We start from the raw sequence: 20,929 nt of genomic DNA on the forward strand, positions 1-20,929 counted from the left end.
CCCCTGCCATCAGATGCCGCCGGCGGTCCTATGCCCACCGGCGCCGAAGAGGCCGATACCGCACCAACCGTAACCCGCTTCGGCACCGGCAATGAAGGCTATGCTACCCTGGTCTGGCGCCGCTTCCGCCGCTCGACCATGGGCATGATCGGCCTCGTCCTGGTCGTGCTGCTGCTGGTGATCTCGATCTTCGCCGATTTCTTCGCGCCGATGGACCCCAAGGCAGCCAACCTGCCTTTCGCCCCGCCCGACGTGATTGCCTTCGAGGATCCATCAGGCAATTTCAGCCTCGTGCCCTATGTCTATCCCATTGGCGACACAGGCGAATTCGATCCCATCACGTTCCAGCCGCTGAGCGGCATCGTCAAGGACAACCCGACCCCCACAGGCTTCTTCGTCCCCGGCTACAGCTATCACCTGCTCTGGGTCATTCCCTCCAATATCCACTTCTTCGGCTCCACCGACGGACGGCCGATCCAGTTGCTGGGCACCGACAAGTTCGGCCGCGACATCCTTTCGCGCGGCATTATCGGCTCGCGCATCTCGCTGATGATCGCCTTGGCCGTGGTGAGCATCACCACCATTGTCGGCACGCTGGTCGGCATCACGTCAGGCTATATAGGCGGACGGCTCGACGCCTGGGTGCAGCGCTTCGTGGAATTCGTGCTGGCCTTCCCGCAACTGCCGCTCTACCTGGCGCTCACCTCGCTGATCCCGGTGACGGCACCATCTAATGTGTTCCTGACCTTCGTGATCTTCGTCATGGCGGTGCTGGGCTGGGCGCAATTGAGCCGGGAAGTCCGCTCCAAGACGCTGGCCCTGGCCCGCATCGACTATGTGCGCGCCGCCATCGCCGTGGGTGCCACCGATAGCCGCATCATTGTCAGGCACATCCTGCCCAATGTGCTCAGCCACGTCATCGTGGCGGTGACCCTGGCCGTGCCGACCGTGGTTCTGCTCGAAAGCTTCCTGGGCTTCCTCGGCTTTGCGGTAAAGCCGCCGCTGATCTCCTGGGGGCTGATGCTGCAGGATACCGGCACATTCTCGGTGATCGGCTCCTATCCGTGGATCCTCAGTCCCGTCATCTTCGTGCTGATCACCGTCTTCGCCTTCAATGCGCTGGGCGATGGCCTGCGCGACGCCGTCGACCCCTATTGAGGAACAGGCCATGACCGATACCAGCAGGCCCATCTCCAATACCCGCCACGACCTGGGCGATCACGACCGCGAGCTGATCCTCGACGCCCGCAATGTCGGGGTGAATTTCAAGGTCGAAGGCGGCGTGGTCCATGCCGTGCGCAATGTCTCGTTCCAGCTCCACAAGGGCGAAACCATCGCCCTGGTGGGCGAAAGTGGATCGGGTAAATCCGTGACCGCCCGCACGCTGATGAAGCTCCTGACCAAGCGCGCGACCATCCTGCCGGAGACCAAGATAACCCTCTCCGGCCAGGACATCGTGACCATGAGCGATCGCGATATGCGCAAGCTGCGCGGCAACGACATCGCCATGATCTTCCAGGAGCCGATGAGCTCGCTGAACCCGGTCTATACGATCGGCCAGCAGCTCTGCGAAATCCTGCACCTGCACAATCGCATGAGCCGCAAGCAGGCCATGGACAAGGCCGAGGCCCTGCTGACCGAAGTGCAGATTCCCGAACCACGGGCGCGCCTCAACAATTACCCGCACCAATTGTCGGGCGGGCAGCGCCAGCGCGTGATGATCGCCATGGCGCTGGCTAACCGGCCGGACGTGCTGATCGCCGACGAGCCCACCACCGCGCTCGACGTGACCGTGCAGGCGCAGATCCTCAACCTGATCAAGGACCTCAAGGACAAATACGGCATGGCGGTGATCCTGATCACCCATGACCTGACCATCGTCCGGCAGTTTTCCGACTATGTCTATGTGATGCAGAACGGACTGGTGCAGGAGCACAACACCACCGAGGCGCTGTTCGCCAATCCGCAGCATGCCTATACGCGGCACCTGCTGGCCTCCGAGCCCAAGGGCACGGCTCTGCCGCTGGAAGACGGCGTCCATGAGACGGTGCTTGAAGGCAAGGACGTCAAGGTCAGCTTCACCCTCAAGCGGGGCGGCTTCTTCAAGCCCGATTTCTTCGAACTCAAGGCCGTCGACAATCTCGATATCCGCCTGTCGCGCCACGAAACGCTCGGTATCGTGGGGGAATCCGGCTCGGGCAAGACCACCTTCGGGCAGGCGCTAATCCGGCTGATCGGCAATCAGGGCGGAGAGATTTTCTTCGACGGCGAGCGCATCGATAACCGGGATCGCGCCGCCATGCGACCACTGCGCAGCCGCATGCAGATCGTGTTCCAGGACCCCTTTGCGAGTCTGAACCCCCGCATGTCGATCCGCCAGATCATCGAGGAAGGGCTGATCGTCAATGGCATCGGCGCCAATAGCCGCGAGCGGGTCGAGCGGGTGCGGCAGGCGCTTGAGGATGCCGGCATGCCCGGCAATATCCTGCAGCGGTTTCCGCATGAATTTTCCGGCGGCCAGCGCCAGCGCATCGCCATTGCCCGGGCCATCGCGCTCGAGCCGGAATTCATCCTGCTCGACGAGCCGACCTCGGCGCTCGACCTTTCGGTGCAGGCCCAGATCATCGACCTGCTGCGCAAGCTGCAGGACGAGAGGGGCCTCAGCTATCTCTTCATCAGCCATGACCTCAAGGTCGTGCGCGCCCTCTGCCATCGTGTCATGGTCATGCAGCATGGCAAGATCGTCGAGCAGGGCCCGGTGGCCGATGTCCTCACCAAACCCCAGACCGAATATACGGCAAGGCTGGTCCGCGCCGCGTTCGAAATAGCCGCCTAGGAGCAACTACGAATGGCAAACCCCAAGATCACCTTCATCGGCGCCGGCTCGGCGGTGTTCATGAAGAACATCGTCGGCGATATCCTGCAGCGCCCTGCCTTGGCAGGCGCCACGATACGGCTGATGGACATCAATCCGACCAGGCTGGAGGAAAGCGAGGTCATCGCCAAAAAGCTGATCGCCACGCTCGGCGTGTCGGCAACGGTGGAAACCTATCTCGACCAGAAGAAGGCGCTGGATGGCACAAATTTCGTCGTCGTCTGCTTCCAGATCGGCGGCTATGAGCCGTCGACAGTGGTCGATTTCGACGTGCCCAAGAAATACAACCTGCGCCAGACCATTGCCGATACGCTGGGCGTCGGTGGCATCATGCGCGGCCTGCGCACCGTGCCGCATCTGTGGAGCATCTGCGAGGACATGCTCGAAGTCGCCCCCGAGGCGATCATGCTGCAATATGTGAACCCGATGGCCATCAACACCTGGGCCATTGCCGAGAAATACCCCACCATCCGGCAGGTCGGCCTGTGCCATTCGGTGCAGGGCACGGCGATGGAGCTGGCCAACGATCTCGGCATTCCCTACGAGGAAATCCGCTACCGCTCGGCCGGCATCAACCACATGGCCTTCTACCTCAAATTCGAGCATCGCCAGCCCGATGGCTCCTATCGCGATCTCTATCCCGACCTGGTCCGCGCCTATCGCGAAGGCCGCGCCCCCAAGCCGACCTGGAATCCACGCTGCCCCAACAAGGTGCGCTACGAAATGCTGACCCGGCTGGGCTATTTCGTCACCGAAAGCTCCGAGCACTTCGCCGAATACACCCCCTATTTCATCAAGGAAGGGCGCGAGGACCTGATCGAGAAATTCGGCATTCCGCTGGACGAATATCCCAAGCGCTGCGTCGAGCAGATCGCCAGGTGGAAGCAGACCTCCGAGGACTATCGCAAGGCCGACCGCATCGAGGTCAAGCAATCCAAGGAATATGCCTCTTCCATCGTCAACTCGGTCTGGACCGGCGAACCTTCGGTGATCTACGGCAACCTGCGCAACAACGGCGTCATCACCAGCCTGCCTGACAATGCGGCGGTGGAAGTGCCGTGCCTCGTCGATGATAACGGCGTGCAGCCGACCTATATCGGCGACCTGCCGCCCCAGCTCACCGCGCTGATCCGCACCAATATCAATGTGCAGGAACTGACCGTACGGGCGCTGATGGAAGAAAACCGCGAACACGTCTATCATGCCGCCATGATGGATCCCCATACATCAGCCGAACTGGATCTTGAGCAGATCTGGAACCTCGTCGACGACCTCACCGAGGCCCATGGCAGCATGCTGCCCGAATGGGCCCGCACTTCCCCGAAGCAGCGCGTGGCGTAATTCGCGGCGCAAAGTCCTCCCTGCTTCCAAGGACGGCCCCGATGCGAAAGCATTGGGGCCGTTTGGGTTTTGTGGGGCGAGGGTTCCGTGCTCCTGGCCCCACCCCACCCTCAATCCCTCCCCATCGAGGGGAGGGAGGCGCTAGCTCTGACGCCGGTGTTCATCGTCTCCCTCCCCCTTGTGGGGAGGGATCAAGGGTGGGGGTGGGCCGCACGCGCCGGACCATCAACTTAAGTTGACTTTTATACTCATCAATATAGAACTCCCCCACCGAGCTTGAGGGAGCATCATGTTCACACGTCGTCTTTTAATCGCCCTGGCGCTGGCCGCCGGCCTCTCTGCACCAGCCGCGGCGCAGTCCTTTCCCGTCACCGTGGAGCATGTCTACGGCAGCACAACGATCCCGGCGGCCCCCAAGCGCGTCGTGTCGGTGGGCATGCATGAACAGGATTTCCTCTACGCGCTCGGCATCGCGCCGGTCGGCGTCAAGGAGTGGTGGGGCGATCACCCCTACGCCACCTGGCCCTGGGCCGAGGCGGCGCGCCGGGCGGTAGGCGCCGAGCCGGAAGTGATGGATACCGACGGCGTCAATCTGGAATGGGTGCTGGCGCAGGACCCCGACCTGATCATCGCCATCTATGTGACCATGGACGAAGCGCGCTATGCCGAACTGTCCAAGATCGCCCCGACCATCGTGACCCCGGCCGGCTACCAGCCCTGGGGCGCACCGTGGCAGGCAGAACTTGCCATCATCGACCAGGCCACTTCGGGCAATACCGAAAAGTCCGACGCCATCGTCGCCGATTTCGATGCCCGCTATGCCGCCGCCCGCGCCGAATTCCCGCAATTGGCCGGCAAGACCGGCACCAATATTTATGTGCGGGAAGAAGGCGGCTTTACCGTGTGGAGCCAGGACGACCTGGCCAGCAAGTTCCTCATCGATCTCGGCCTCGCCTTCCCACCCGAATTGCAGGCGCTGGCCCAGGAAGACAATCGCATCGATATCAGCGAGGAGAATATGCGCCTGCTCGACATGGATGTCGCCATCTGGCCGATCGAGGACGCCGCCAATGGTGAGCAGGCCAAGGTGGAGGCCATGCCGCTCTATCAGAATCTCGATCTCGCCAGGGAGGGCCGCTCGCTCTGGCTCGATGACGGCAAGGGCCTGGCCTATGCCGCCATGAGCTGGCAGACGCCGCTCTCGCTGGGCTATCTGCTCGATATCCTGCCCCCGGCTCTGGCTGCAGCGGTGGATGGCGATGTGGCGACCGAAGTGGTGGTGCCGCAGGCGGAGTAGCCAAGTAGCTCCTGCTAGTGGTGACCGCCCACCACTTCGCGCAGTTCCTCGACCGAGCGCACCCGCTTGCGCGCGGCACCGTCCCAGTCGCGGGTCTTGACCGTGGATTTGGCGATGCGCTCCTTCGCGGCCGGTACGGCATCGGCATATTGCGGGAGCCACTGGGCCTGGGCGACGACCATTTCGTCGACCATGGCCCAGACCTCGTCGGGCGTGCAGATGGCGCCGACCAGCGGGTCGTGCAGCACGGCGAGCTTGAGCGTGTCGATATTGCCCGTCATGGCCGCCTCGACCGACAGGCGCTGCACCGAGACCGACACCGAACAGGTGGCGGCGCAGGCGGTGGGTAGGGTCACGCCCTCGATCATGTTGATGCCGAAACGGTCGACATAGCCGGGGCTTTCGATGATTGCGTCGTCGGGCAGGTTGGTGATGATGCCATTGTTGCGGCGGTTGAAATGGCCGCGATAGACCCGGCCAGTTTCCATCGCCTCGATGATGTAGCTGGCATGCTCGCTGGTCCGCTTGTAGTCGGAAAGCGGCTTGTTGGCTTGCTCCTTGAACATGGGGAAATCGGTCTCGAACCAGTTCCGGCGCTCGGTGGAATAGCGCAGATAGCCGCCCGTCTCGCCATGGATCCAATCGCTCATGTCGATCCAGCGGCCGATCTCGTCGGGGCGCTTGCGATACCAGGGCAGGTATTCGCTAAGATGCCCGTTGCTCTCGGTGGAATAGACGCCGAAGCGCTTCAGCACGTCGATGCGGACCTTTTCCTGCTTGGAATAGACCGGATGCTTCTCGAAGCCATCAAGCAGCTCGTCGGTCTCGATCTTCCTTCCCCTGGCGCGGATGTCGATATACCAGGTCTGGTGGTTGATGCCCGAGCAGACATAGTCGAGTTCGTCATCCGTGACGCCCAGCACATTGGCAATCTGGTGGGCGCCATGCTGCACGCCGTGGCAGAGGCCGACGACATTGACCCCGCCATACATGTCGGCCGCCCAAGTATTCATCGCCATCGGGTTGGCATAGTTGAGGAACAGCGCGCCGGGCTCGGCTACTTCCCTGATATCCTTGCAGAAATCGAGAATGACGGGGATGTTGCGCTGGCCATAGAGAATGCCGCCGGCGCAGATCGTATCGCCGACGCACTGGTCGACACCATATTTGAGCGGGATGGCAATATCGGTCGAAAAGGCCTCCAGCCCGCCGACGCGAACGCAACTCATGATGTAGCGGGCGCCTGATATGGCGGCGCGGCGGTCGGTGGTGGCGGTGACCTTGGCCGGCAGCCTGTTGACCGAGACAATGGTCTCGATGACCTGCTTCACCATGTCCAGATTATGCGGATTGATGTCGGTCAGGGCGAATTCGCAGTCGACGAATTCCGGCACTTTGAGCAGGTCGGAAATCAGCGTCTTGGTGAAGCCGATCGAGCCGGCACCGATGACCGTGACTTTGAATGACATGTCTTCCTCCGCGGATTCACCGATGGGGCGAATTGGTTAGCACACTGCTAGCGTTGACGGCCTCCGCCTGCTAGAGAAAGCTTGTGCCATTGCGGGTAATTTTGTGCTCAATCAGCTCATCGACCACGGCCATAACCTGCGCGTGCTTGCGCTGCCGCGCAGTGCCACGCCGCTGCATTGCATGGCGATCAGCGCCGGCTATGAGCAGCGGCTCAACGAGGTCTATTCCTGGGACGGGCTGCAGCGCGGCACGGCGCCGTTCCTGGTCATCCAGCATACTTTGGTGGGCGAGGGGCGGCTGGACTTTGCCGGCACGCAATATCGGCTGACGCCTGGTCAGACCATGGTGCTGAGCCTACCCCATGCCCATCGCTACTGGCTGGAACGCGGCGGGCACTGGGAATATTTCTGGATGGTGCTCAATGGCCGCGAGGCCCTGCGGCTGGCGCGCGAGATCATCGACGCGGCCGGGCCGGTTGTGAGCCTGCCCGCCAGCGTGGTGGACCGGCTGGCCGGAGCCTGCGATACGCTGGTCGGCAAGCCCGACATCACGCCCGGCGAAGCCTCGAGCGCCGCCTATGCCGCCATGGCGGCTTTGCATGACGGCGTGTTCGGGGCGGACGCCGCGCCCGAGCGGACGCTGCCGGCGGCGATCAACCGGGTCATCGCCCATGTCGAGGCCAATCTGGCAAGGCCCCTGCCCGTCGAGCGGCTGGCCGCCATTGCCGAAATGAGCCGAGGCCACTTCGTCCGGCAATTCGGCGCGAGCGTGGGCACGCCGCCTTCGGATTTCGTGCTGGAGCGGCGGATCGAGCGCATCGAACGCCTGCTGCTGGCGACGGATATGAGCGTGGTGGCGATATCAAGGGCGACAGGCTTCGCCGACGCCAATTACCTCGCCAAGGCGTTTCGGCGGAAACGCGGATTGGCGCCACTGGAGTTTCGGGCGCAGGGGCGGCTGGCGGCGGGGGCTTGACGGGGGGCTTGAGGTCCAAGGGGATACCCCTCCTAACCTCCCCCTGATAGGGGGAGGAATCCGCGCGGCGTAGGGGCAGGATAGTGCCATAAACGCGATCTGTTCCGCCCCCTCTTCAGGGGGGTTAGGAGGGGGTACTCTTTCACTTGCGCGGTGTGAAGCAGAGCATCCGCGGAGGTCCCGGCTTGCCTCCACGCCATTCCCATGCCAGAACCTTGCTTGACGTATAGGGAAAGCGAATGACCAATCCTGTCACCAAGGACCGGCGGCATTTCGAGGATTTGCAGATCGGCGAGGTCATCGATCTGGGGCATATCCGCGTCACCCGCGAGATGATTGTCACCTTCGCCCGCGAATTCGATCCCTTTCCCTTCCATCTCGATGAAGCGGCCGCCAAGGCGAGCCTGTTGGGCGGGCTGGCCTCGAGCGGCTGGCAGACCGGGGGGCTGAGCCTGCGCATGCTGGTGGACAGCTTTCTCAACACGGTCGCCTCGGCCGGCGGGCTGGGCTTTACCGATCTCAAATGGAAGAACCCGGTCATGGTGGGCGACACGATCGGCGGCACGGTGACCATTGCCGACCTGCGCCGCTCCGAAGGCCATCCGCAATGGGGCATCATGACCCTCGATTTTGACGTGCGGAACCAGAAGGAGCAGCCGGTGCTGACCATGCGGCTGGCCAACCTGATCGACACGCGCGAGCCGGAGCTGCCGGCATGACGCGCTGGTTCGAGGATATCGTCATTGATGAGGCGTTTCCGCTCGGCAGCCACACCTTCAATGCCGACGAAATCATCCGCTTCGCCACGCTCTACGATCCGCAATATTTCCATCTCGATGCGGCGGCCGCCCAGCACAGCCATTTCGGCGGTCTGGTGGCCAGCGGCTGGCACACGGTGAGCGTGGGCCATCGCAAGATGGTCGATGCCCTGTTTGCCGAGGAAGAACGGCTGCGCGCCGAAGGAAGGGAACCGGGCGTGTCCGGCCCCTCCCCCGGGGTCAATTCCATGGTGTTCAAGGTGCCGGTGCGCCCCGGCGACACGGTGAGCTATGAGCTGGTGGTGACCGGCAAGCGCGCCTCCAACTCGATTCCGGGCTGGGGCCTGCTGTTCAACAAGCTGACCGCGGTCAACCAGCGGGGCGAACTGGTCTATCGCGCCGACCTGGTGGGCTTTTCCAAGCTGCGCGATTATGTGATGCCGCTGCGGCTCAGACTGTTGCTCGCGCTCACCAAAGTGCCGTTCATCGGGGCACTGTTCAAGCGCGGGTCTTGAAAGCGTTACCGCGCGCCTGCACTCTCTGGCTCATGCGCCGAATCGCCCTCATAGCCGCCCTCACCGCCCTGTCCGTTTCGCCTGCCCTTGCCCAGAATTTCACGGGCAACTGGGCCTGCCGCGACGCCACCGCCACCAAGGCGGGCATTCTGACCATTTATGGCGCGGTCTATGGCTTCGCCTCGACCAGTGTGGGCGATGCCAGCTCGGGCACCGGCACCATCACCGCCTATCAGGATGGGGTGACCATCAACGATGGCGGGCTGCGCACGACGCGCGGCATCCAGGTGGGGCGCATGATCCCCGATCCGACCTATGGCACGGCCATCCAGTTGGAAACGGCGGATACGATCGTGATGCTGTGTACACCGCGGTAGCTGGTTTCTAGGGGATACCCCCTCCTAGCCTCCCCCTGATAGGGGGAGGAACAGATCGCGTTCATGGCGCTATGTTGCCCCTACCCCTTGTGCCCCCTTCTCCCCTCGTGGGAGAAGGTGCCCGAAGGGCGGATGAGGGGGCGCCGGGTCATCCACCTGCATTGAAAGCATGGGCAAGCGCAGCCCTCACCCGGAAATCCGCTGGACGCGGATTTCCCCCTCTCCACAAGGGGAGAGGGGGAGCCTGCCGAGCCCTGCGAGCTCCAGAAGCGACATTCCGCCGCCCCCCGCTTGAACTTTTTCGTCGATCAGGCATTTTGGTTACGTGGCGCCGGGCCCCTCTGGCGAGGATGACGTATATCCTCGTGATGTCGGAGCTACTCCAACTTCATGGAGAAAGGTCCGGCGATGGAATCGCTTCTTGGCGCCCTTATGGGCGATTTTCTAGGTACTCCCGTCTATTTCTGGGTCGCGTTCATCGCGATCGTCATTGCCCTATTGGTCTTCGACCTGGGCATATTGCACCGCGACGAGCACGAGATCGGCGCGCGTGAGAGCCTGACTCTCTACGGCTTCTATGTCGCCATAGCCCTCGCCTTCGGCGGCTTTGTGTGGTGGCAGCGCGGCGCCGAAGCGGGGCTCGAATTCTATACCGGCTATCTGATCGAGCAGAGCCTGGCGATGGACAACATGTTCGTCATCGCCACCATTTTCGGGTTCCTCGCCATTCCCCGCATCTACCAGCACCGCGTGTTGTTCTGGGGCATTCTGGGCGTCATTGCCTTCCGCGCCATCCTGATCGGGCTGGGCGCGGCCCTGGTCAACGAATTCAACTGGATCCTGTTCGGCTTCGGCGCCTTCCTTGTCTTTACCGGCATCCGCATGTTCGGCCACAAGGACGAAACACCCGATATAGAGAACAATCCGGTCTTCAAGTTCCTGACCAAGCGCTTCCGCGTCACCAAGGAGCTGCATGGCCGCAATTTCACGGTCAAGCAGCCCGATCCCAAGACCGGCAAGATCGTCACCTGGCTGACCCCGCTGGCGGTGGCACTGATCATGGTGGAAGTGGTCGACCTGATCTTTGCCGTGGATTCGGTGCCGGCCGTGTTCGCGGTGACGCAGGACACGTTCATCGTCTACACCTCCAACATCTTCGCCATTCTCGGCCTGCGGGCGCTCTACTTTGCGCTGGCGGCGGCGATGAGCCGCTTCCGCTACCTGCAGGTATCGCTGGCCATCATCCTCGTGCTTGTCGGCATCAAGATCTTCCTCGTGCCGCTGCATATCCATATCGACACGCTGCTGAGCCTGATCGTGACGCTGACGATCCTGGCGGGCGGGGTGATCTTCTCGCTGTGGAAGACCCGCAACGAGACCGATATCGGGGCCGAACAGGCCCCGCAAACAGGGCGCCTAGAACCCTGAGGGAGGAGAACTGGCGGGCTGGCGGTTGACGTCGGCCCGTCCTTTTTCTATGGTCCGCCCGTTTCCAAGATGAGGTCTACGTCGAAATGAACTGAGAACTTGCCCCGGACGCCCGACAATCCGCCGCTCCGCGCCTGCGCGTGATCGAAGGATATTGGATGCCGTTCAGTGCGAGATTCGGTTCACGATACGCCTGCCTTTAACGGCCGGCCGACCCGTCTCCCTCCCTGCTTTGGCTGGTCGCGTTTCCGAACCGGAAAAGTGGTGACCACTTTTCCTGGAAACGCTCCAGCGACTTCCCCCGGCGTCCGACCAAAACCACGTTTCATCGCGCGGCGCTTTCGCTTGCGCTGCGCCCTTCTGTTGCAACCCCGTCGCCGCGTCGAGAACGCCGGGCGGGGAGAGTGAAAGGCTTTGCTCATGCCCAAGAACATCTTCCAGCGGCCCCAACCGGTCGCCCGTACCCAGAACGTGCCACGCCACGGCGCACCGATCCCGATGCGCAAGGCGGAGACCAGGAAGGTCGCCCAGCCCAGGGAGCAGACATTGCCGCTCCCCACGCTGGAGGCTCTGCTCGGCAAGCGGCACTGACATCGGGCCCGGCGCAGCATTGCGCCGGGCTTTTGCCTGCGCCAGTCTTGCCGCAATTGCGGTCTAGCCAAGACGCAAGGACAAGAAGGAGACGATGATGGGGAAAATCCACGAGATCGTGTTCGACTGCGACAAGCCGGCCAAACTTGCCACCTTCTGGGTGGGCCTGCTCGATGGCTATGCCATCCGCGCCTATGACGATGCCGAGATCGCGCGGCTGGCGGCCCTGGGCCTGACGCCCGAGACCGACCCCACCGTGATGGTCGATGGCCCCGGCCCGTCCATCTGCTTCCAGAATGTCGAGGGCCGCCGCTACGACAATAACCGCGTGCATTTCGACATCGAGGTCGATGATCGCCCCGGCACGGTGGAACACCTGCGCGAAGCGGGCGCCGAAACGGTGCGCGTTCTGCCCACCTATACGGTGATGCGCGACCCCGAGGGCAACCAGTTCTGCCTGGTCGATATCCGCGAGGCCATGGCCGCCTGAAACACTGTACGCCGCCATGCGTCGATGCTGACAGGGCCTGTCAGCACGTCCGGGCCATGGTGAGCGCATCAGAACACGGAGCCTAGCTATGTCCCTCATCGCCTCCTGCCATTGCGGCGCCACCCGGATCGAACTGCCCCATCCCCCGGCCCATGCCAAGGAATGCAATTGCAGCTATTGCGCCCGCACTGGCGCGGTGTGGGGCTATTACAGCGCCGGCGAGATGAAATTCCTGTCGCAGGAGGGAGACAAAACCTATTCGGCCAGCGACGGCATGAACCAGCACCATTTCTGCGGCAATTGCGGCATGCAGACCTGGGGCGACTCGCCCGACTGGGCCTCGGTCTACAACAATGACGGCACACCCAAGGAAGGGTTTACGCCCGGCAGCATGCCGACGCAGCGGAGCTATGCGGTGAATTTGCGGCTGGTGGATGATCTGGACTGGTCGGGGATCGCCGTCGAGAAGGTGGATGGGCGGAATAGCTGGTAGAAGCTGCCCCGCAGGAAGAGTCCTTGTCGGATACCCCCTCCTAGCCTCCCTCTGATAGGGGGAGGAACAGATCGAGGATTTGGCAACTATCTGGCTGTCTCCACCGGATTCCCCTTCTCCCCTCGTGGGAGAAGGTGCCCGAAGGGCGGATGAGGGGGTGCTGAACCGTCCGCCGGCATTGAAGCATGGGGGAGCGCAGCCCCCTCACCCGGTTTTCCGCTGAACGCGGAAAACCACCCTCTCCCACAAGGGGCGAGGGTTGGCTCCACTCTTGGGACGAAATTACAGCCCTAATGCCCCTCAAACGCGATCAGCGCTGATACCACGACGCGTTCGGCCTTGAGCTTGTCGGCGCCGCCGAGATCCGGCAGGTCGATGACGAAGGCGGCGTCTTCCACCGTGGCACCGGTGCGGCGCAGCAGGCCGACGGCGGCGATGGCAGTGCCGCCTGTGGCGATGAGATCATCGACCAGCAGCACCTTGTCATCGCCGTCAAGCACGTCGGCATGGATCTCGATCGTGTCGACGCCGTATTCCAGCGCGTAATTCTGTCCGATGGTCTCGCCGGGCAGCTTGCCCTTCTTGCGGATGGGGATGAAGCCCACGCCCAGCGCAATGGCCACGCCCGCCCCGAAGATGAAGCCGCGTGCCTCGATGCCGGCAACATGGGTGATGCCCTGGCCGCGATATTGGCTGGCGATGCGCTCGATGCTTTCCTTGAATCCCTCGGGGTGCTCGATCAGCGTGGTGATGTCCCGGAACAGGATGCCCTTTTTGGGATAGTCCGGAATCGTGCGCACGAGGGCCTTGAGGTCGAGCGGCATGGCAAACCTGTCAGAAGGTGAAAATAGGGGAATTCAGCTCGAGCGGCGGCCGACGATATGGCGGGCGATGACCCCGGCATTGTAGGCGGCACTGCGGGTGACGCTGATCGCGGTTTCGCGCGCCTTGGGGTTGGCGGCCACCGCATTGATGCCGGCGCGGACAGCCGGATGGCGGCTCACGGCAATGGCGGTGCTGACGACAGTGACGGCAATGCGAATGGCGGACATGTCGGCTCCCTCGGCAACGCGGACGGCTTGTCTGGAATATTGCGGTCCGAAGCGTGAATGGCAAGGGGGTGAAGCGGCCGTGATGACGCAGACGCATCAGTCGTCCTTCCCTCCCCCTCGAGGGGAGGGATCTAGGGTGGGGGTGTCGCAGGTGCCGCACGCATTGAGCTTGCGGGAACCTCGCCCCCCCCACCCTGCTCGATCACGGACTCAGCTGAAGCTAAGTCCTATCTCGCTTCCCTCCCCACAAGGGGGAGGGTGGGACCGGTGCGTGTGGCAGCAGCAGAAAGGGCCCCTAGGGGCCCCTTTGAGATCGAATGCCTGGAGCGTCTGGGCCCTGCGAGCATAACTCTTCGGGCCTGACCATCTAAAATCGCCCCACCGGGGCGATTTTGCCGCTTAGCGGCCGCTGGTCAGTGCTCGATGCCCTGCCAGATGCGGCGCTTGGTGGCGTACATCAGGCCGGCGAACAGCACGAGGAACAGCAGCACGACGAAACCGGTCTGCTTGCGGCCCGACAGGTGCGGCTCGGCCATCCACATCATGAAGGCGGCAACGTCGGTGGAATATTGCTGCACGGTCAGCGGCACTTCGGCTTCGCCTTCGGCGGCTTCATAGGCCACCAACTCGTCCATCAGCGGCGGGCCCATGCCGATGGCATGGCCAGGGAAGTAGTCGTTGTAATACTTGCCTTCCGGCAGGTCGAACGGCGTGCCGTCCGAATTGTGCGGCGCATTCTCCGGCACTTCCTCGTGATAGCCGTTGAGCAGCGCGTGGATATAATCCGGGCCGCCTTCCGAGTAACCGGTGAAGTAGTTGAACACCCAGAACGGGAAGGCGTCGGTGACGCCGCGGGCCTTGGCCAGCACCGAGAAGTCCGGCGGCAGCGCGCCGCCATTGGCATCGCGGGCATCCTGTTCGGTCTCGAAGGGCGACGGCCAGCGATCGGCCGGCACGGCAGTGCGCACACCGCCATCGGCGGTGGGATCGGCCACTTCATATTCGGCCGCCAGCGCCTTGACCTGCTCTTCGGAGAAGCCGGGGCCACCCGCTTCGGCAAGGTTGCGGAAGGCGATCAGGCGAGCGCCGTGGCAGCTGGAGCAGACTTCGCGGAAAACCTGGAAGCCGCGCTGCAGCTGGTTCTGGTCATAGGTGCCGAAAATGCCGGCAAACGACCAGTTCTGCTTTTCGATATGCGGGCTCGAATGGTCCTGCGCCATGGCGGGAGCTGCGAAGCCGGCAACCAGCGCCAGGGTGGCGAGGATAGTCTTGGTGTTCAACATGGTTCCTGCCCCTTGCCTCAATGTGCCTTGCCCAGGACGCTTTCGGAGATGCTGGTCGGCAATGGCCGGGGCGTCTCTATGCGGCCGAGCAGCGGCAGGATGACGAGGAAGTGGATAAAGTAGTAGGCGGTGCAGATCTTGGCGAGCAGCACGTAGATGCCCTCGGCCGGCGCCGCGCCCAGATAGGTGAGCGCCACGAAGTTGACCACGAACAGCCAGTAGAACCACTTGAACATCGGGCGGAAGTTGCCCGAGCGAACCTTGGACGTATCCAGCCAGGGCAGGAAGAACAGGATCAGGATCGAGCCGCCGAAGAAAATCACGCCACCGAGCTTGGAGTCGATGAACAGGATGTTGAAGTCGATGGCCCGCAGGATCGCGTAGAATGGCAGGAAGTACCATTCGGGCACGATATGGGCCGGCGTCACCTGGCTGTTGAATTCGATATAGTTGTCCGGGTGACCCAGGATGTCGGGCGCGAAGAACGCGAACCAGGCAAACGGGATCAGGAACAGCACCATGCCGAATGCGTCCTTCATCGTGTAATACGGATGGAAGGGCAATGTATCGCGCTTGGTATCCTTCACGTCGACGCCGACGGGGTTGTTGTTGCCGGGCACATGCAGGGCCCAGATATGCAGCACCACGATGGCGGCGATGATGAAGGGCAGCAGGTAGTGCAGCGAGAAGAAGCGGTTCAGCGTCGGGTTGCCGACCGAGAAACCGCCGCGCAGCAGTTCCAGCAGCGGCGTGCCGATGACCGGGATGGCCGCGAAGATATTGGTGATCACGGTGGCAGCCCAGCCGGACATCTGGCCCCAGGGCAGCACATAGCCCATGAAGGCGGTCGCCATCATCAGCAGGAAGATCAAGACGCCCAGGATCCACAGGATCTCGCGGGGCGCCTTGTAGGAGCCGAAATACATGCCGCGGAAGATGTGGATATAGACGGCCGCGAAGAACATTGAGGCGCCCACGGCGTGGAACGACTGGATCATGCGGCCGCCATTGATGTCGCGGCGGATATGCTCGACCGAGTCGAAGGCCATCGAGACATGCGGCGTATAGTGCATGGCCAGGATGACGCCGGTGACGATCTGGATCGCCAGGCACATCACCAGGATAGCGCCGAAGGTCCACCAGTAGTTGAGGTTCTTCGGCGTCGGGAAGTCCATCAGGTGCTCTTTGGAGAACCGGATGATCGGAAGGCGCTCATCGAGCCACTTCTCGAGGCCGTTGCCGGGCGTGTAAGTCGAATGTTCTGACATCGGAAAAGCCCCCACTAACCGATCTGGACCAGCGTATCGCTGAGAAATTCATAAGGCGGCAGCACCAGATTCTTCGGTGCGGGGCCTTTGCGGATGCGGCCGGCACTATCGTAGTGCGAGCCATGGCAGGGGCAGAACCAGCCGTCGAAATCACCCGAATCGCCGACCGGGACACAGCCGAGATGGGTGCAGTTGGCGATCATGATCAGCCACTGCTCGTGGCCGGGCTTGGTGCGCTGCTCGTCGGTCTCGGGGTCCTTGAGGTCGGCCAGCGGAACCGCCTTGGCCTCGTCGATCTCGGCCTGGGTGCGGTGACGCACGAAAACCGGCAGGCCGCGCCACATGATGGTGACCGACTGCCCTTCGGGGATCGCGGAAATGTCGAACTCGATGCTGGCCATGGCCAGCGTCGAAGCATCGGGGTTCATCTGGTTGATCAGCGGCCAGACAGTGGCGGCAGCGCCGACAGCGGCCACCGAACCGGTTGCGACGAAGATGAAATCCCGCCGACTTGTTGAATGATGAGCTTGCGTGGCCAAGGTCCGTATCCCCGTACAATCACTTCAGACGCGGCCGGCGTAGCAAACCGTTTCACGCATAGGCAGAATCGGCAGCCGTCCGCCCTCAAGCGGCCCGTCAGTTGCGGTTCTTTTTGCACTGTCACAGGAACTTGTCCAGTGCACCCAAGGGTGACACCCGAGAAGTGCGACACTATACCCAACCCCACCCGGCTTGCGCCTGTAGGAGGAGCCGGCAAATGCCCGACAATCGAAAAGAATCAGCCATGCCGGTCGATCTCGCCCTCTATCAGCCCGACATTGCCAACAATACCGGCACGCTGATCCGGCTGGGCGCCTGCCTGGGCACGACCATCCACCTGATCCACCCCACCGGCTTCCCTTTCTCGCCCAGGGCTTTGGCGCGGGCGGGGCTCGACTATGTCGACCATGCCGCGGTGCAGGAGCATGTGAGCTGGACTGTCTTCAACGCCTGGCGGCAGGATCAGAAGCGGCGGCTGGTGCTGCTGACGACGAAGGCGGAGACCTCGGCCTATGCGGTGGACTATGGGCCGGACGACATCTTGATGGTGGGCCGCGAAAGCGCCGGCGTGCCGGACGCGGTGGCGGAAGCCTGCGATGTGCTTGTGCGCATTCCCATGCGCGAGGGAATGCGCTCGATCAATGTCGCGCTGGCCGCGACGCTTGTCCTCGGGGAAGCCAGGCGGCAGACCGGCGGATTCGCCGGCCTGCGCTGACGGGCCTATTTCGCGAGGAAGGCGTTGGCATAGTCCGTGGCGCTTTTGGTCGCCTTGAGCATCAGGTCATAATGGGTGGTGTCGGGAATGATCGCGAGCTGGTTGGACGTCGGCCGCAGCGCGCCATCGACACCGGCATCACGCGTGCCGCCACCGAACAGCTTGTAGATTTCCACGATATGCTCGGGATGCATCATGTCGGCATCCGAAAAGATCAGCAGCGTCGGGGCGGTGATCCCCGCGATATCGGCGGACCAGTCATAGCTATGCTGGTTCATCTCGCCGGTCTTGCGGAAGATGGTTTCCCAGTCGGCATCGGGATAGAGCGCGCCAAGCGGCGACTGGGCGACACCCTGCGCGATCTGGGCCGCCATATCAGGCATGGCCTCGAACGCCGCCTCGACCTCGGGGAAATTGCCGTTGTTCCGTACATTCATCGAGATGGCGATGAGCTTGCCCACCCGCTCGGGATGGCGGATGGCCAGTTGATAGGCGACGCCACCACCCAGCGACCAACCCATGACGTCGATCTTGTCGATGCCCAGTGTGCCCAGCAGAGCATCGACGTCATCGGCCATCTGTTCGTAGCTCCAGGGGGCGTCGCTGTCGGTGCTGAAACCATGGCCGCGCATATGGATGGCGATGACCTTGTGGGTCTTGGCCATTTCGGCCAGCGGCGCGCCGAACATGTCGGACGGGTTGACGCCGCCATGCAGCATGACCAGCGGCGAACCTTCGCCGTGGATTTCGTAATACAGCTCGACGCCGTTGACGGCGACGCGATCGGTGGTCGTGGGGGTGCTCATTGTGGTTTCTCCCTGGGCGATGGATGGGGTCGCAACCGCTAGGGCCGCGACGAAGGAAAGGGTGGTCAGCAATTGCCTGAACATGATTGGCTCCTCGTTCGTAACTAAATAGCTATATAACCTTTTAGTTATGGTCAAGGGGGTTTTGTGTACCAATCCGAAATTCGCTTGCGCTGGATCAACGCGCTGGAAGCAGTGACGGCTATGCTGGGGACAGAAAAACGCCGAGCAACAGCTTTACAGGGCTCACATGACGGTCCATTTCACTGACACTATGACACTTCCAGACGACATCGTGGCCAAGCAGGCCACTGCCCAGACCTGGTTCCGCGCCCTGCGCGACCGGATTTTTGCCGCCTTCGAGAGCATCGAAGCCGACGTGGAGGGGCCCAATGCCCATATGCCGGCAGGCCGGTTCGAGATCACGCCATGGGATCGCACCGCCGGCGGTGGCGGGGAAATGGGCATGCTGCATGGCAGGGTGTTCGAAAAGGCGGGCGTGCATATCTCGACCGTTCATGGCGAATTCTCGGCCGATTTCGCCAAGCAGATGCCGGGCACCGAAGAAGGCGCCAAATTCTGGAGTTCGGGCATTTCGCTGATCGTGCATCCGTGGAACCCGCATGTGCCGGCGGTGCATATGAACACGCGCATGATCGTGACGGGCAAGCAGTGGTTCGGCGGTGGCGCCGACCTGACCCCGGTGCTGGATCGCCGTCGGGTGCAGGACGACAAGGACACCGTGGATTTCCACGCCGCCATGCGCGCGGCCTGCGAAGGCCGACCCGGCGTCGACTACCAGCGCTACAAGGACTGGTGCGACGAGTATTTCTTCCTGCCCCATCGCAACGAGCATCGCGGCACGGGCGGGATTTTCTACGACCACCACAATTCGGGCGACTGGGACGCCGATTTCGACTTCACCAAGGCGGTGGGCGAGGCCTTCCTCGGGATTTATCCCGAACTGGTGCGGCGCAATTTCGAGACGGAATGGACCGAAGCGGACCGGCATGAACAGCTGGTGCGTCGCGGGCGCTATGTGGAATTCAACCTGCTCTATGACCGGGGCACCACATTCGGGCTCAAGACCGGGGGCAATGTGAACTCGATCCTCTCCTCCATGCCGCCGGAAGTGCGCTGGCCGTGACATGCCCCTCTCTGCCGTCGAGATCATCGGCTATCGTTCGGTCCGCAAGATCCGGTTTCCGGTGCGGCAATTGACGGTGCTGGTGGGCGGCAATGGCGTGGGCAAGACCAACCTCTACCGCTCGCTGGAATTGCTGCAGGCGGCGGCGCGCGGCACGCTGGCCGACGAAATCGCCCGCGAGGGCGGGCTGGCTTCGATCTTCTGGGCGGGTGGCAGGAACCTGTCGCCCGACGGCAGTTTCGATCCGATGTATCGCACCGACGGCTATCGCAAGGACGAGGGCAACAAGCTGCGGCTGGCCGCCAGTTTCGCCGATCTGGGCGATGGCAGCTTCGATCCGACCTATCGGCTCGAAGCGGGCTTCCCCGCCAAGACGGAAGCGGCCTTTCCGGGCGAAGCACAGGTGCGGACCGAAAGCCTCGACTGGCAGCAGCGCGGCAAGACGGTCAGCCTGATGGAGCGCAAGGGCGGCGTGGCCTGGGCGCGCGACGCGAGCGGGCGCCGCGAGGTGGCCAATGACGACCTGCTGGCCAGCGAGACGGCCTTGGCCGCTTTGTCCGGACGCTCCGAGATTGCGCTGGTGCGCGATGGGCTGGTGGCGTGGCGGTTCTTTCACGGTTTCCGCACCGACGCCGAATCCGCCTTGCGCCGGCCATCGCGGGCGGTGACGGCGCCTTCGCTGGCCTCGGACGGCAGCAATCTGGGCGCCGTGCTGGCGACACTGCACCATATCCGGGGCGACCGGATCGACCTCGACCGGGCGATCGAAGATGCCTTTCCCGGCGCGGAACTGGTCATCCCTGAGGTCGGCGAATTCGCCAGCTTCGGCATGCGCTATGCCGAAATGCCCAAGCGGGTCTTCGAACCGCACGAGCTTTCCGACGGCACGCTGCAATTCCTCGCTTTGGCGGGCGCCCTGCTCTCCTATCGACTGCCGCCTTTCATCGCGCTGAACGAGCCAGAAAACAGCCTCCATCCCAATCTGTTGCCGATGCTGGCGCGGCTGATCGTCAAGGCGGCCGAGCGCAGCCAGGTCTGGGTGGTCACCCATGCCCGCGACCTGGCCGACGCCATCGCCGCCGAAAGCGGCGTGCTGCCGCGCGAAGTGGTGCGCGACGACAACGGCACCTGGCTGGAAGGCCTGGGCAATCTGGGCGAGTTCGCCGACGACTGAGGGGGAACCCCTGCCCTGCCGCGGGCGTTGTGCCTTGGCACAAAGGAGGGAAAGACATGAAACGCTTTGAATCCAGTTCCCTGATTCCCGGCGCCACTTGGCATGCCGAAGCGGAAAGCGAGGCCGAAGTGGTGCGCCGCGCGGTGGAAAACCTTCGGACCTATCACGGCGAAACCGAGGTGCGGCCCGACATGATCGAGCGCATCAAGGAGCGTATCGTCGATGTCGGTGCGGGCAAGGCGACCAAGCACTAAGGGCAAAGACCTCATGGTGAGCTTGTCGAACCACGAGGTCGAGCGAGTGGAGGCTGCAATGCCACGCCCTCGTGGTTCGA

General features: G+C 62.9%; 23 protein-coding genes. 16 read left to right on the forward strand and 7 right to left on the reverse strand.

Annotated elements, in window-relative coordinates; translation table 11 throughout:
- Positions 1 to 30 precede the first annotated feature (30 nt).
- The 4 genes from FPZ08_RS10155 (at position 31) to FPZ08_RS10170 (ending at position 5,513) form a co-directional block, all read left to right on the forward strand.
- The gene (locus tag FPZ08_RS10155; RefSeq protein WP_246132896.1) at positions 31 to 1,158 is read left to right on the forward strand and encodes an ABC transporter permease; all 1,128 of its coding nucleotides are present in this window, start codon (positions 31 to 33) and stop codon (positions 1,156 to 1,158) included.
- A gap of 10 nt (positions 1,159 to 1,168) precedes the next feature.
- Positions 1,169 to 2,836 carry an ABC transporter ATP-binding protein gene (locus tag FPZ08_RS10160; RefSeq protein WP_146289906.1) on the forward strand — a complete coding sequence of 556 codons (1,668 nt, stop codon included), beginning with the start codon at positions 1,169 to 1,171 and terminating at the stop codon, positions 2,834 to 2,836.
- A 12-nt stretch (positions 2,837 to 2,848) separates the two neighbouring features.
- The gene (gene melA / locus FPZ08_RS10165; RefSeq protein WP_146289907.1) at positions 2,849 to 4,216 is read left to right on the forward strand and encodes an alpha-glucosidase/alpha-galactosidase; all 1,368 of its coding nucleotides are present in this window, start codon (positions 2,849 to 2,851) and stop codon (positions 4,214 to 4,216) included.
- Between the two features lie 289 nt (positions 4,217 to 4,505).
- A complete protein-coding gene (locus tag FPZ08_RS10170) occupies positions 4,506 to 5,513 on the forward strand; it encodes an ABC transporter substrate-binding protein (protein ID WP_146289908.1) in 1,008 nt (335 codons plus the stop codon).
- Between the two features lie 14 nt (positions 5,514 to 5,527).
- Here the strand turns inward: FPZ08_RS10170 and melA (FPZ08_RS10175) are convergent, their stop codons facing one another.
- Positions 5,528 to 6,982: an alpha-glucosidase/alpha-galactosidase gene (gene melA / locus FPZ08_RS10175; protein ID WP_146289909.1), complete on the reverse strand. Its 1,455-nt coding sequence runs from the start codon at positions 6,980 to 6,982 to the stop codon at positions 5,528 to 5,530.
- Positions 6,983 to 7,085: 103 nt separating this feature from the next.
- Here melA (FPZ08_RS10175) and FPZ08_RS10180 point away from each other — a divergent pair, with 103 nt between their 5' ends.
- From FPZ08_RS10180 to FPZ08_RS10210, 8 genes are all read left to right on the forward strand, one after another.
- The gene (locus FPZ08_RS10180; protein WP_146289910.1) at positions 7,086 to 7,958 is read left to right on the forward strand and encodes an AraC family transcriptional regulator; all 873 of its coding nucleotides are present in this window, start codon (positions 7,086 to 7,088) and stop codon (positions 7,956 to 7,958) included.
- A gap of 239 nt (positions 7,959 to 8,197) precedes the next feature.
- On the forward strand, positions 8,198 to 8,677 hold the full coding sequence (locus tag FPZ08_RS10185) for a MaoC family dehydratase (protein ID WP_146289911.1): 480 nt from the start codon (positions 8,198 to 8,200) through the stop codon (positions 8,675 to 8,677).
- Entirely contained in the window at positions 8,674 to 9,231 is a 558-nt protein-coding gene (locus tag FPZ08_RS10190; RefSeq protein ID WP_146289912.1) for a MaoC/PaaZ C-terminal domain-containing protein, read from the forward strand. The genes FPZ08_RS10185 and FPZ08_RS10190 overlap by 4 nt, the downstream gene beginning before the upstream one ends.
- Before the next feature lie 32 nt (positions 9,232 to 9,263).
- Complete coding sequence (locus FPZ08_RS10195) at positions 9,264 to 9,608, forward strand: hypothetical protein (protein ID WP_146289913.1); 345 nt, start codon at positions 9,264 to 9,266, stop codon at positions 9,606 to 9,608.
- 408 nt (positions 9,609 to 10,016) lie between these two features.
- Positions 10,017 to 11,036, forward strand: coding sequence for a TerC family protein (locus tag FPZ08_RS10200; RefSeq protein ID WP_146289914.1), 1,020 nt, complete (start codon positions 10,017 to 10,019; stop codon positions 11,034 to 11,036).
- A 420-nt stretch (positions 11,037 to 11,456) separates the two neighbouring features.
- A complete protein-coding gene (locus FPZ08_RS21925) occupies positions 11,457 to 11,627 on the forward strand; it encodes a hypothetical protein (protein WP_186767291.1) in 171 nt (56 codons plus the stop codon).
- Between the two features lie 97 nt (positions 11,628 to 11,724).
- The gene (locus FPZ08_RS10205; RefSeq protein WP_146289915.1) at positions 11,725 to 12,117 is read left to right on the forward strand and encodes a VOC family protein; all 393 of its coding nucleotides are present in this window, start codon (positions 11,725 to 11,727) and stop codon (positions 12,115 to 12,117) included.
- Between the two features lie 88 nt (positions 12,118 to 12,205).
- The gene (locus tag FPZ08_RS10210; protein WP_146289916.1) at positions 12,206 to 12,610 is read left to right on the forward strand and encodes a GFA family protein; all 405 of its coding nucleotides are present in this window, start codon (positions 12,206 to 12,208) and stop codon (positions 12,608 to 12,610) included.
- A 290-nt stretch (positions 12,611 to 12,900) separates the two neighbouring features.
- Here the strand turns inward: FPZ08_RS10210 and FPZ08_RS10215 are convergent, their stop codons facing one another.
- The 5 genes from FPZ08_RS10215 to petA all read right to left on the reverse strand — a co-directional run bounded on the left by FPZ08_RS10215 (position 12,901) and on the right by petA (position 16,752).
- The gene (locus FPZ08_RS10215; RefSeq protein ID WP_146289917.1) at positions 12,901 to 13,434 is read right to left on the reverse strand and encodes an adenine phosphoribosyltransferase; all 534 of its coding nucleotides are present in this window, start codon (positions 13,432 to 13,434) and stop codon (positions 12,901 to 12,903) included.
- A gap of 33 nt (positions 13,435 to 13,467) precedes the next feature.
- The gene (locus FPZ08_RS10220) at positions 13,468 to 13,662 is read right to left on the reverse strand and encodes a hypothetical protein (protein WP_146289918.1); all 195 of its coding nucleotides are present in this window, start codon (positions 13,660 to 13,662) and stop codon (positions 13,468 to 13,470) included.
- A 413-nt stretch (positions 13,663 to 14,075) separates the two neighbouring features.
- Positions 14,076 to 14,945: a cytochrome c1 gene (locus FPZ08_RS10225; protein WP_146289919.1), complete on the reverse strand. Its 870-nt coding sequence runs from the start codon at positions 14,943 to 14,945 to the stop codon at positions 14,076 to 14,078.
- Between the two features lie 17 nt (positions 14,946 to 14,962).
- Positions 14,963 to 16,213 carry a cytochrome b gene (locus tag FPZ08_RS10230; RefSeq protein WP_146289920.1) on the reverse strand — a complete coding sequence of 417 codons (1,251 nt, stop codon included), beginning with the start codon at positions 16,211 to 16,213 and terminating at the stop codon, positions 14,963 to 14,965.
- Between the two features lie 14 nt (positions 16,214 to 16,227).
- The gene (petA, locus tag FPZ08_RS10235; RefSeq protein ID WP_146289921.1) at positions 16,228 to 16,752 is read right to left on the reverse strand and encodes a ubiquinol-cytochrome c reductase iron-sulfur subunit; all 525 of its coding nucleotides are present in this window, start codon (positions 16,750 to 16,752) and stop codon (positions 16,228 to 16,230) included.
- A 218-nt stretch (positions 16,753 to 16,970) separates the two neighbouring features.
- Between petA and FPZ08_RS10240 the strand changes: the two genes are divergently transcribed.
- A complete protein-coding gene (locus FPZ08_RS10240) occupies positions 16,971 to 17,468 on the forward strand; it encodes a tRNA (cytidine(34)-2'-O)-methyltransferase (RefSeq protein WP_246132850.1) in 498 nt (165 codons plus the stop codon).
- 5 nt (positions 17,469 to 17,473) lie between these two features.
- On the opposite strand, the gene FPZ08_RS10245 is transcribed toward FPZ08_RS10240, so the two are convergent.
- Positions 17,474 to 18,274 carry an alpha/beta fold hydrolase gene (locus tag FPZ08_RS10245; protein WP_146289922.1) on the reverse strand — a complete coding sequence of 267 codons (801 nt, stop codon included), beginning with the start codon at positions 18,272 to 18,274 and terminating at the stop codon, positions 17,474 to 17,476.
- A gap of 274 nt (positions 18,275 to 18,548) precedes the next feature.
- On the opposite strand from FPZ08_RS10245, the gene hemF reads away from it, so the two are divergent.
- Genes hemF through FPZ08_RS10265 form a run of 3 tightly spaced genes read left to right on the forward strand, consistent with a single transcriptional unit; the run spans position 18,549 to position 20,849 of the window.
- Positions 18,549 to 19,421, forward strand: a complete 873-nt coding sequence (hemF, locus tag FPZ08_RS10255) for an oxygen-dependent coproporphyrinogen oxidase (protein WP_210246872.1) — start codon at positions 18,549 to 18,551, stop codon at positions 19,419 to 19,421.
- Position 19,422: 1 nt separating this feature from the next.
- Positions 19,423 to 20,595: an AAA family ATPase gene (locus tag FPZ08_RS10260; protein ID WP_146289925.1), complete on the forward strand. Its 1,173-nt coding sequence runs from the start codon at positions 19,423 to 19,425 to the stop codon at positions 20,593 to 20,595.
- A gap of 56 nt (positions 20,596 to 20,651) precedes the next feature.
- On the forward strand, positions 20,652 to 20,849 hold the full coding sequence (locus tag FPZ08_RS10265; protein WP_146289926.1) for a DUF1059 domain-containing protein: 198 nt from the start codon (positions 20,652 to 20,654) through the stop codon (positions 20,847 to 20,849).
- Positions 20,850 to 20,929 lie beyond the last annotated feature (80 nt).

Origin of the sequence: Devosia ginsengisoli (genome assembly GCF_007859655.1) — a bacterium.
Taxonomy (GTDB): Bacteria; Pseudomonadota; Alphaproteobacteria; order Rhizobiales; family Devosiaceae; genus Devosia; species Devosia ginsengisoli.